Source organism: Sandarakinorhabdus sp. (assembly GCF_040398665.1).
Lineage (GTDB): Bacteria > Pseudomonadota > Alphaproteobacteria > Sphingomonadales > Sphingomonadaceae > Sandarakinorhabdus.
Map to the genome: position 1 here is coordinate 101,711 of NZ_JBBATQ010000011.1, position 10,077 is coordinate 111,787.

At 63.1% G+C, this 10,077-nt stretch carries 11 protein-coding genes, 1 tRNA gene and 1 pseudogene; 10 read left to right on the forward strand and 3 right to left on the reverse strand.

What is annotated here, in order from left to right; all coding sequences use genetic code 11:
- Positions 1-131 precede the first annotated feature (131 nt).
- Both ABWP22_RS13440 and ABWP22_RS13445 read left to right on the forward strand, forming a co-directional pair.
- Positions 132-1,436, forward strand: a complete 1,305-nt coding sequence (locus tag ABWP22_RS13440) for a polyhydroxyalkanoate depolymerase (RefSeq protein WP_353200492.1) — start codon at positions 132-134, stop codon at positions 1,434-1,436.
- Complete coding sequence (locus ABWP22_RS13445; protein ID WP_353200493.1) at positions 1,429-1,923, forward strand: GNAT family N-acetyltransferase; 495 nt, start codon at positions 1,429-1,431, stop codon at positions 1,921-1,923. The genes ABWP22_RS13440 and ABWP22_RS13445 overlap by 8 nt, the downstream gene beginning before the upstream one ends.
- 216 nt (positions 1,924-2,139) lie before the next feature.
- Here the strand turns inward: ABWP22_RS13445 and ABWP22_RS13450 are convergent, their stop codons facing one another.
- Complete coding sequence (locus ABWP22_RS13450; protein ID WP_353200505.1) at positions 2,140-3,918, reverse strand: ATP-binding cassette domain-containing protein; 1,779 nt, start codon at positions 3,916-3,918, stop codon at positions 2,140-2,142.
- 235 nt (positions 3,919-4,153) lie between these two features.
- Here ABWP22_RS13450 and ABWP22_RS13455 point away from each other — a divergent pair, with 235 nt between their 5' ends.
- The 3 genes from ABWP22_RS13455 to ABWP22_RS13465 all read left to right on the forward strand — a co-directional run bounded on the left by ABWP22_RS13455 (position 4,154) and on the right by ABWP22_RS13465 (position 6,561).
- Positions 4,154-4,414 (forward strand): PepSY domain-containing protein, encoded by a 261-nt coding sequence (locus ABWP22_RS13455; protein WP_353200494.1) that lies wholly within the window; start codon positions 4,154-4,156, stop codon positions 4,412-4,414.
- 79 nt (positions 4,415-4,493) lie between these two features.
- Positions 4,494-5,156: a response regulator transcription factor gene (locus ABWP22_RS13460; RefSeq protein WP_353200495.1), complete on the forward strand. Its 663-nt coding sequence runs from the start codon at positions 4,494-4,496 to the stop codon at positions 5,154-5,156.
- 91 nt (positions 5,157-5,247) lie between these two features.
- Positions 5,248-6,561 (forward strand): sensor histidine kinase, encoded by a 1,314-nt coding sequence (locus ABWP22_RS13465; protein WP_353200496.1) that lies wholly within the window; start codon positions 5,248-5,250, stop codon positions 6,559-6,561.
- A 20-nt stretch (positions 6,562-6,581) separates the two neighbouring features.
- Here the strand turns inward: ABWP22_RS13465 and ABWP22_RS13470 are convergent, their stop codons facing one another.
- Positions 6,582-6,860: a chorismate mutase gene (locus ABWP22_RS13470; RefSeq protein ID WP_353200497.1), complete on the reverse strand. Its 279-nt coding sequence runs from the start codon at positions 6,858-6,860 to the stop codon at positions 6,582-6,584.
- 119 nt (positions 6,861-6,979) lie between these two features.
- Here ABWP22_RS13470 and ABWP22_RS13475 point away from each other — a divergent pair, with 119 nt between their 5' ends.
- The 4 genes from ABWP22_RS13475 to ABWP22_RS13490 all read left to right on the forward strand — a co-directional run bounded on the left by ABWP22_RS13475 (position 6,980) and on the right by ABWP22_RS13490 (position 8,650).
- Positions 6,980-7,993 (forward strand): polyprenyl synthetase family protein, encoded by a 1,014-nt coding sequence (locus ABWP22_RS13475; RefSeq protein WP_502951128.1) that lies wholly within the window; start codon positions 6,980-6,982, stop codon positions 7,991-7,993.
- A gap of 56 nt (positions 7,994-8,049) precedes the next feature.
- Positions 8,050-8,328 (forward strand): NADH dehydrogenase ubiquinone Fe-S protein 4, encoded by a 279-nt coding sequence (locus ABWP22_RS13480; protein WP_353200499.1) that lies wholly within the window; start codon positions 8,050-8,052, stop codon positions 8,326-8,328.
- Positions 8,328-8,519 (forward strand): hypothetical protein, encoded by a 192-nt coding sequence (locus ABWP22_RS13485; RefSeq protein ID WP_353200500.1) that lies wholly within the window; start codon positions 8,328-8,330, stop codon positions 8,517-8,519. The genes ABWP22_RS13480 and ABWP22_RS13485 overlap by 1 nt, the downstream gene beginning before the upstream one ends.
- Before the next feature lie 54 nt (positions 8,520-8,573).
- A tRNA-Arg gene (locus ABWP22_RS13490) sits at positions 8,574-8,650 on the forward strand.
- A 490-nt stretch (positions 8,651-9,140) separates the two neighbouring features.
- Here the strand turns inward: ABWP22_RS13490 and ABWP22_RS13495 are convergent.
- A pseudogene (locus ABWP22_RS13495) lies at positions 9,141-9,968 on the reverse strand (recombinase zinc beta ribbon domain-containing protein); the annotation flags it as partial.
- On the opposite strand from ABWP22_RS13495, the gene ABWP22_RS13500 reads away from it, so the two are divergent.
- Positions 9,879-10,077, forward strand: a 199-nt coding sequence (locus tag ABWP22_RS13500) for a hypothetical protein (protein WP_353200501.1), incomplete at its 3' end; no start/stop codon positions are given. The pseudogene ABWP22_RS13495 and the gene ABWP22_RS13500 sit on opposite strands and share 90 nt — an antisense overlap.

Here is a 10,077-nt window from a genome sequence, read left to right on the forward strand (position 1 = left end):
GACCGTTGCAACACCCGTCCACCGGGCCGTTCCCGAATATTCGTCCGCTGCCCGCAGTTTTCGGTTTATGCTGCACCTGCGATATGGCACGGAAGATGGGCAGGCCGACAGGCCGCATCGAAAGGATTTCCATGCTTTACACGTCGTTCGAGATGCAGCGCGCCTGGATGGCCGGTGTCGGCATGATGGCCAAGTCCAGTTCCGATCTGTTGTTGAGCACGGCCAACCCGATGTCGTGGTCGCCAGTGGCGCCGGTGCTGGCGCGATCGCTGGAGGTCTTTGCCCACGCGGTTGCACCGCGCGGCAAGCCGCCGTTCGGTCTGGCGGCCACCATTGTCGATGGCGCATCGGTGGCCGTGTCGGAAGAGATCGTGCTGAGAAAGCCGTTTGGCCAGTTGAAGCATTTCCAGCGTGCCGTGTCTGGCCGGCGCGATCCGCGCGTGCTGGTGGTGGCGCCGATGTCGGGCCATTATGCGACCCTGCTGCGCGGCACCGTTGAGCGGTTGCTGCCCGACCACGATGTCTACATCACCGATTGGCGCGATGCCAAGCTAGTCCCGACCGGCGACGGCAAGTTCGATCTGAACGACTATGTCGATTATCTGATCGAATTTCTGGAGCATCTGGGGCCGGATACGCACATGCTGGCCGTGTGCCAGCCGTCGGTTCCCGCACTGGCCGCGGTGTGCCTGATGAACGCCGATGATCACCCGTGCGCGCCGCCAACGCTCACGTTGATGGGAGGGCCGGTCGACACGCGCAAGGCCCCGACATCGGTGAATGATCTGGCGCACAACCGGCCCTATGCCTGGTTCGAACAAGCGGTGATCCAGCGCGTGCCCGATGTCTATCCGGGCGCAGGGCGCAAAGTGTATCCCGGCTATCTGCAATTGTCCGGCTTCCTGTCGATGAATCTGGCCAACCACATGAAATCGCATTGGGAAATGTTCAAACACCTGATCGAGGGCGATACGGAATCCTCGGATGCCACCAAGGCGTTCTATGATGAATATCGCGCCGTCTGTGACATGACGGCCGAATTTTACCTGCAGACCATCGATCTGGTGTTCCAGCGTCAGGCGTTGGCCACCGGCCAGTTCTGGCACCGCGGACGCCTGGCCGATCCGGCGGCGATCACCCGCACGGCGCTGCTGGCCATCGAAGGCGAGCGCGATGATATTTCCGGCATCGGCCAGACGCGCGCTGCGCTCGAACTGGCCGTGAACCTGCCCGACACCAAGAAAGCCTATCACATGGCATTGGGTGCCGGCCATTATGGCATCTTCAACGGCCGCAAATGGCGCGAAGGTGTGGCGCCGGTGGTGGAACAGTTCATCCGTCGGCACGATACCGCCAAGGTTTCGCCCGCACCGTTGCGGGTGGTGCTGCCGCAGCACGTCGAACCGGCGGTCACGCCCGGAGCCGAGGTTGCCTGATCTGCTCGTGCGTCCGCTGGCGGCGGCGGATGTGGAGGCCTATCGCGCGCTGCGCCTGCAAGGGCTGCGGGACAATCCCCACGCGTTTGGCGCCGATGGGGATGAGGAAGCGGCGTGGCCGATCGTAGACTGGGTGGCGAGGCTGCAGCGGCGCTTCACCTTCGGCGCCTTTGTGGAAGGCAGGCTGGTCGGCACGGCGGCGCTGTCGGTCGAGCCGGGGCGCAAGCAAGGCCATCGCGGCAGCCTGGTCGGCATGTATGTCGCGCCGGCAGCGCGTGGGCGCCGCGTCGGGCGGGCGTTGATCGCCGCAGTGCTGGAACGCGCCAAGGGTAGGGTGGAAACGCTGGAATTGAGCGTTGCCATCGCCAATGCGCCGGCCATTGCGCTTTATCTGGCCTGCGGGTTCCGGCCCTATGCCATTGATGCCGATGCGATCCGCGTGGATGGCGTGCCGGTGGATGATGTGCTGATGCGGCGCGCGGTATAGGCTTGAAACAGAAATATTTCGGCGCCTTCCCCGTTGACGCTTCGCGTCGCCTCCGGCTGCGGCGAGGGCGACCCTGCGCCAGAGGAGCGGGCTGGGGGTTCCCCAAGCGGCCACCGGCGCCACCCCCACCCCGCTCGCGCCAAGGGGCGCGAGTCGCCCTCCCCACAAGGGGGAGGGAGTTAACAGCTTGAATTTTATCGTAGTCTGTTCGGCCGCTCAGCCGGCCAGTCCCTCTTCCATCGCCGCCAGTTCGAGCCAGCGCAGTTCGGCGCCCTCCATCTCGGCACGCAGCGCATCGAGATCTGCGCTGACCGCGGCGAAGCGGGTGGGGTTTTTCGCATAGAGCTCTGGGTCAGCCAGCCGGGCTTCGCGAGCAGTGATGTCCCGGCCCAGCGCCTCGATACGGCCAGGCAGTTCGGCAAGCTCGCGCGCATCCTTGTAACTGAGCTTGCCGGCCTTTTTCGCCGGAGCAGAGGCGACCGGCGTGGTCGATCCGGCAGAACGGCCCTTGCCCTTCGCGGCCGGGGTCTGGCGGGCCGCCCAGTCGCTCCAGCTGCCGACGCTGATATCGGCATGGCCGTGGCCATCCATGGCGACGATCATCGTCACCACCCGGTCCAGAAAGGCGCGATCATGGCTGACCAGCAGCACGGTGCCGTCATAATCGCCGATCACTTCCTCGATCAGATCGAGCGTTTCCATGTCGAGATCGTTGGTCGGTTCATCGAGCACCATCAGATTGGACGGCGTTGCGAATTCGCGAGCCAGCAACAGCCGCGATTGCTCGCCGCCCGACAGGCTGGCGGCCGGCGCATCCAGGATGCCGGGTTCGAACAGATATTCCTTCAGATAGCCGGCGACATGTTTCTTGGTGCCGTTCACCTCCAGCCATTCGCCGCCATCGGCCAGCACTTCGCGCACGGTGCGGCCGCTCAGGCGCAGGCGGTGCTGATCGATGATGGTGGGCAACAGTGTGGCTGCGCGGGTGATGCTGCCGGCGTCGGGCGCGATCTGGCCGAGCAGCAGCTTGATCAACGTGGATTTGCCGGCGCCATTGGGGCCGACAATGCCGATCCGGTCGCCCTTGCGCACGCGCAGCGACAGATCATCGATCAGCACGCGGCCACCGAACGCCACCGATACATGCTTGGCATCGATAAGGATCTTCGACCCCGGGTCTTCGCTCTGGGTGGAAATGCGTGCCGTGGTGGGGCCGCGATCCAGGCTGCGGCGGGTTTCGCGCAGGTCCATCAATTTCGACAACCGGCCCATGTTGCGTTTGCGCCGCGCTGTCACGCCGCGTTGCAGCCAATGTTCCTCGGCGCGCAGCTTCGTGTCCAGGCGCTGTGCCGTGCGCTCTTCTTCGGCGGCGACGGCTTCGGCCCAGGCATCGAACCCGCCAAAGCCCACCTCGGCCCGGCGCAGCATGCCGCGATCGAGCCACAGGCAATTCTTGGTCAGGCGGGTGAGGAAGGCGCGATCATGGCTGATCACCACCAGGGCGCAGCGGCTGCGATCCAGCCAGTTTTCCAGCCAGGTGATGGCACCGATGTCCAGATGGTTGGTCGGCTCATCGAGCAGCAGCAGATCGGGCGCATCGGCGAGCACCCGCACCAGCGCGGCGCGGCGGCGTTCCCCGCCCGATGAGGTGGCGGCGGGGCGGGCCATGTCCATCCCAAGTTGGTCGGCCAGCGCTTCGACCTCGTAAGGCTGCGCGCCGCCGGCCATGGCATAATCGCCCAACGTGGCAAATTCGGCCATGGGAGGATCCTGCTCCAGCCGGCCGATGCGCAGGCCCGATGCTGTCGCGCGGCGGCCTTCATCAAATTGCAGGCTGGCGTCGATGATCTTCAGCAAGGTCGATTTGCCGGCGCCGTTGCGGCCGATCAGGGCCACCCGGTCGCGTGCATCGATGGTGAGCGACAATTGCCGGAACAGCCAGTCGCTGCCGGTTTTCAGGCCGATGGAATCAAGGGTGAGAATGGGTTCGGGCATGGTTGCCATGGCAGTGGCGAAGGATGCCGCGACTGGCAAGGGGCGTGTGGGTGGGGGGCGCTGGGCCGGCCGTCTGTTGCACTGGTTGCACCGCTGCGCGGCTTGTTGCATGAACGGATGGCAAGAACAGCGATGTTCAGGGGTTGTTCAAGCGTCTGGCGGCATGCCGACGGAACCTTGTTGGGAATTTGATGTAGACATGCCAGTCCGTAAACCAGTTCTGGGGCTCTTTCTGATGGCTGCCAGCCTGTTGCTGGCCGCGCCGGTTGTGGCGGGCCCGAATGACGTGCGCGATATGGTGCAGGCCGGGGAAATCATGCCGTTCGAAGCCATAAGGCAGCGGATCGTGCAGGAAACGCCGGGCGAATATATCGGTGCGCAGTTTGATCAGAACAGCCGCGTCTATCGGTTCCGGTTCTTGCGTGACGGTAATCTGATCAATGTGGATGTTGATGCACGCACCGGTGAGCGCGTGCGGCGTCGGCAAAGCTATTGAGGTCGTATTATTGGATGATCGGATCGGCAGACAATTCGGGTGCCGGCGCCCCGGGCCATGTGACGGAGTAACGAGGCAGATGCGTATCTTGGTTGTGGAGGATGAGCCGAGCCTGCGGCACCAGTTGCGCAATGCGCTGGAGCAGGCCGGCTATGCCGTCGATGATGCTGCGGATGGCGAGGAAGGCCATTATCTCGGGGCCAACGAGGCCTATGATGCGGTCATCCTCGATCTCGGCCTGCCGGAAGTGGATGGATTGACCGTACTGGATCGCTGGCGCCGCAGTGGCCGCTTGATGCCGGTGCTCGTGCTCACCGCGCGCGACAGCTGGTCGGACAAGGTGGCCGGGCTGGATGCCGGGGCCGATGATTATCTGGCCAAGCCGTTCCAGATCGAGGAGCTGGTGGCGCGGCTGCGCGCGTTGATCCGCCGGGCGGCGGGGCAGGCGACATCGGAACTGATGGCGGGCGGCGTGCGCCTGGATGGCCGGTCGGGCCGGGTCACCCTGAACGGTGAACCGGTGAAGATGACCGCACAGGAATTCAAGCTGCTGAGCTATCTGATGCACCACAAGGGCAAGGTCGTCAGCCGCACCGAATTGATCGAGCATATCTATGATCAGGATTTCGATCGCGATTCCAACACCATCGAGGTGTTCATCACGCGTATCCGCAAGAAACTGGGTGCCGATCTCATCATGACCACGCGCGGCCTTGGCTACAGTCTCAACGATCAGCTCTGATCCTGCAGCCCCGGCTGTGGCGGCCTCGGTTGTGGGAAGGGCCAGACCTGCGGGCCGAACCGTAAGCTCCGGCCGTTCGCTCCGGCGGCGCATGATCCTCATTGCGGCGGTGTGGATCACGCTGTTGCTTGGGCTGGGCGGCGTTGCACTTGATCGCGTGCTTGATGAAACGCTCACCGCCAGCTTTGACGAGCAGCTCGCCAACAACCTGAATGCCATGATCAATTCGGCCGAACTCGACGAGGTCGGCGAGGTGCGGCTGTTGCGTCCGCTGGGCGATCAACGCTTTGCCGAGCCCTATTCAGGCCTGTACTGGCAGATATCCGGCAAGGGCCAGACCCCGTTTCCGTCGCGCAGCCTGTGGGATCGCCAGCTCGGGCCCCCGCCAGCCGGCCGCGATTGCCGCCAGCCATGCAAATATGAAGCGAAGATCTTTTCGGGTGAGCCGCTGCGCATCATCGGGCGCAGCGTGCGTCTGCCGGGCGCGCGGACGCCGCTGTATTTCCAGGTGGCGCAATCGAGCCGCGATCTCGATGCCCAGCGCGTGCGCACACGATCGATCCTGTTCTGGTCGTTATCGGTGCTTGGGCTGGGCCTGATTGCCATGGCGGCATTGCAATCCACCTATGGCCTCGCGCCGCTGCGCCGGGTGTCGGATGCGATCGCGGCGATCCGGTCGGGCCGTGCCAAGCGGGTGGCGGCGCAGTTTCCGGTCGAAGTCGCGCCCCTGGTGGGGGAAATCAACGAATTGCTCGATCATGGCGAGGCGCAGGCCGAAGCGGCGCGGCGCCATGCCGGCAATCTGGCCCACGCGCTGAAAACCCCGATGAGCATCATGCTGGGCGAGGCGCGGGGCCGCGACGATGCGCTGGCGCGCACGATCGAAACGCAGGTGCAGGTGATGCGCCGCCATGTCGATCACCAACTGGCGCGGGCGCGCGCCGCCGGGCGCCGCGCCGCATCGAGCGCCCGCACCCCTGTCTGGCCTGCGGTGGAGGCCATCGTGCGCACCGTGGAGCGGCTGCACTCCGGCCGGGTGACCATCGATCTGGCGGGTGACCGCACCGCAGCGTTTCGCGGCGAGCGCCAGGATCTGGAGGAGATGGTTGGCAATCTGGTCGAAAATGCCGCGATTCATGGTGGTGGCCGCGTGTTCATCACCATCGCGGTGGTGGATGACATGGTCGAGGTGCAAGTGGAGGATGACGGGCGCGGCATCCCGGAAGCGATGCGCAGCCGCCTGTTCGAACGCGGGGAGCGGTTGGACACCGACAAGCCGGGCACCGGCCTTGGCCTGGCCATCGTGCGCGACGTGGCCGAATTGTACGGCGGTCGGGTCAGCCTTCATTCGTCCGAAGATCTGGGGGGACTGCTGGTGACGATCAGCCTGCCCAAGGCCGTCTGAAGCGCGGCTGGATCAACGCCTCAACCCTGCGCGGCCCTGTGGTGGCGGATCACCTCATCGATGATGAAGCGCAGGAATTTCTCGGAAAATTCCGGATCGAGGTTCGCGCTGGCCGCCAGGCTGCGCAGCCGTGCGATCTGCTGGGCTTCGCGGCCCGGATCGGCAGGTGGCAGGCCGTTTTCGGCCTTGTAATGGCCAACGGCCTGCGTGATCTTGAAGCGTTCGGCAAGCATGAACACCAACGCTGCATCGATATTGTCGATGCTTTCGCGAAACGCCTTCAGAACCGGATCAGACACGCGCACTCCCCCAAAACCTTGTTGCCGGCACGGCGGCGGCCGCCATCTGTTTGCGTCACAGCGGCGCGGTGAGCAAGGCCGCGCTTGCGCGCGCCGCGCCATCGGTTATGGAAAAACCCGTGAGTGCAACCGTTCATACTTTGCGTCCGGGTCGTGAGCCGTCGATCGCCGCGCTGATGCAACTGACCGCGTCGGGGCTGAATGCGGTCAATCATGTCATCCTTGATCGCATGCAATCGCCGGTGGCGCTGATTCCGGAACTGGCCGGGCATCTGATTGCCGGCGGCGGCAAACGCCTGCGGCCCATGCTGACGCTCGGCTGCACGGCGCTGCTGGGCTATGAAGGCAGCCGCCATCACCGGCTCGCAGCCGCGGTGGAGTTCATCCACACGGCAACCTTGCTGCATGACGATGTTGTCGATGCATCGGGACTGCGCCGGGGCAAGGTCACGGCCAACGCGCTTTATGGCAATCCGGCAAGCATATTGGTGGGTGATTTCCTGTTCAGCCGGGCGTTTGAACTGATGGTCGAAGACGGCAGCTTGCGCGTCCTCAAGATCCTCAGCCGCGCGTCTGCCGTGATTGCCGAGGGCGAAGTGGCGCAATTGACCGCGCAGCGCGACGTGACCACGACCGAAGATCGGTATCTGGAGATCATCAGCGCCAAGACCGCCGCGCTGTTTGCCGCCGCCTGCCAGATTGCTGCCGTGGTGGCGGAACGCGATGATGCGGTGGAAGCCGCGCTCGCCAGCTATGGCCGCTATCTGGGCATCGCCTTCCAGCTGGTCGATGATGCCATTGATTATGTGTCGGATGCCCAAACCATGGGCAAGAATGCCGGCGACGATTTCCGGGACGGGAAGATCACCCTGCCGGTGATTCTGGCCTATGCTCGCGGCAGCGAATCGGAACGGGAATTCTGGCGCGCTGCGATGACCGGGCGTGCGGCTGGCGATGCGGAGCTGGTGCGCGCCGGCGAGCTGCTGCGCCAGACCAATGCGGTGGCAGACACGATGGCGCGCGCCCGCCATTATGGCCAGCGCGCCATCGATGTGCTGGGCACGTTCGCCAACGGTCCGGCGCGCAAGGCGCTCACCGAAACGGTCGAATTCGCCATTGCCCGCGCCTATTGAGCTTGGCCGTCGAAGTTGCGCTTGCCGGCGGGCCTGCCAGGCTGCAAAACAGCGCCATGCACGCCCGCCTGTATCAGCGCCCCAAACATGCCATGCAATCCGGGCGCGCCCGCACCGGGGAATGGTTGCTGGAATTCGAACGCGATGATCGCATGCGCGCCGACCCGCTCACCGGCTGGACCGGTAGCGGCTTCACGGCCGGGCAGATCCAGCTGCATTTTCCAACCGAAGCCGCAGCCCTGGCCTATGCACAGGCCAATGGCTTGATCGTTGAGGTGGTGCCGCTTGGCCCCAAGACACTGAAGATTCAGGCCTATTCCGACAATTTTCGCTGATGCGCAGCACGTTCGAATCGGCGAGCGTGCGTCTTTACCGGCTGGGTGACGGCGATCCGGTAGCGGAAACCTTGTTCTATGGCCCGCTTGCCGAGGCGCTGGCGCTGGCCGCCCAGGATGCCGACCCATCGGGATTGTGGATCGCCACCGACAATGATGTGGTGGCCTATACCGATCTCGCCCAGGGCTGAAGGCGCGCGCCGCACTGGATTTTTGCGACAATAACCGGCATTGCCCAAGCCTACGCGCCCATAGCTCAGCCGGATAGAGCACGTGCCTTCTAAGCTCGGGGTCGCAGGTTCGAGTCCTGCTGGGCGCACCATCTCTCTTTTTGATCCTGAAAAATCCTGTAAGGCCCTGAAGGGCAAAGAAAATTCAGCGGTTCGAAAACCCTCTTTTGCCACATAGGCCAAGTTGTCCGCGAATGCCAATTTGAGCACCGCACGGCGGTCCTCCAACCTCTCAGAAGTCCATAGTTTACAAGGGCTTGCGAGAAATTCCATCGCGGTTCGAAAAGTTTCGTCATAGTCTGGCAACGGACGACCGCAGTTTGCGATTTTCTCGTTCAGCAGCAGCTTCTGCGATTCAAATTCCTGCACACGCTTTTCATACGCCTTGATCACCGTCTCGCTGTCAGCATCGACAATCCGGTCGAGAAGCTGATTGAGTTTACGGTCAATCTGCGAAAGCTCTGCCTTCATAGAAAGCTTGGCAGCATTCTCCGACTCCGCACGTTGATCCCAAAGATCGCGGAATATGTGCGACGCCAGCGCGATGATATCCTTTGATGGAGTGAGACAGCGCAAGACTTGTTCAAACGCATCTTCGACCTTAGCGCGCGGGATGGACTTGCCCGAGCTCGCGCACCCCTTGGTGCGGCAGATGTAGTAAGGATAGTGCGTATGCCGCCCCTTCGACCAGTTTGCGGTCAAAGGAAGGTTGCAATCACCACAGGTCACAAAGCCACGCAGTGGGAAATCTGCGTTTACGTTCTGGCGCACCGGCAGGCGCGGCTTGCCGTGAAGGCGCTCTTGAATTTCAAGATAGGTTTCAAAGGTGATCAGCCCTTCATGCTGACCCTTGCGTAGCGATATATCCCATTTTGCCACTTCGATATGGCCCGAATAGATCGGCTGGTTCAGAATTTCGGTCACGCGCTGAATTGTGATGCAGCCATTCTTGGCTTTCGGGAATTGCGGCTGCGATTCAAAAAACCGCTGCACTTCGCCCTGCGATCCGAAGCGGCCCGTTGCGAAGCCATTGAGGGCTTCCGCAACAATCGAGGCGACAGGTTCGTTGCGCACGAGCAGCTTGCCGTGACCGGCCACGCGCTCGAAGCGATAGCCAACCGGCGGATAGAACGACCAATAGCCATTCATCGTTCGCGCGCGCATTCGGTTTTTGGTTTGCTCACCATTCTTTTGGCGTTGGTGCTGTGACACGCTCGCGAGAAGATTCTCGACGAGCTGGCTGTCTGAATCCTCGCCGAACTCGATTGAGGGCGATTCCAGTATGCCGCCTACAGCACTAATGGCCGCGCGCAACTTAAGATGCGCTTCCAGGCCACGCGCGAGGCGGCTGATATCGTCGATGATGACGACCGTGGTTTCTTTGCGGCGGCTTTTGAGGAATGCCAACATGGCCTGCATCGCGGGGCGAGTCACCAAGCCGCCCGATGCGTCATCCTTGAACACTTGACGTGCCCCCCTGATTGGTACCGATCAGAGGTGGAGTCCTTTGCTTTGATGG

Coding starts and splice junctions, on each gene's coding strand:
- ABWP22_RS13455 (WP_353200494.1), top strand. CDS start 4,154: ATGGCTGCCAGCCTGTTGCTGGCCGCGCCGGTTGTGGCGGGCCCGAAT.
- ABWP22_RS13465 (WP_353200496.1), top strand. CDS start 5,248: ATGATCCTCATTGCGGCGGTGTGGATCACGCTGTTGCTTGGGCTGGGC.
- ABWP22_RS13440 (WP_353200492.1), top strand. CDS start 132: ATGCTTTACACGTCGTTCGAGATGCAGCGCGCCTGGATGGCCGGTGTC.
- ABWP22_RS13450 (WP_353200505.1), bottom strand. CDS start 3,918: ATGCCCGAACCCATTCTCACCCTTGATTCCATCGGCCTGAAAACCGGC.
- ABWP22_RS13460 (WP_353200495.1), top strand. CDS start 4,494: ATGCGTATCTTGGTTGTGGAGGATGAGCCGAGCCTGCGGCACCAGTTG.
- ABWP22_RS13480 (WP_353200499.1), top strand. CDS start 8,050: ATGCACGCCCGCCTGTATCAGCGCCCCAAACATGCCATGCAATCCGGG.
- ABWP22_RS13485 (WP_353200500.1), top strand. CDS start 8,328: ATGCGCAGCACGTTCGAATCGGCGAGCGTGCGTCTTTACCGGCTGGGT.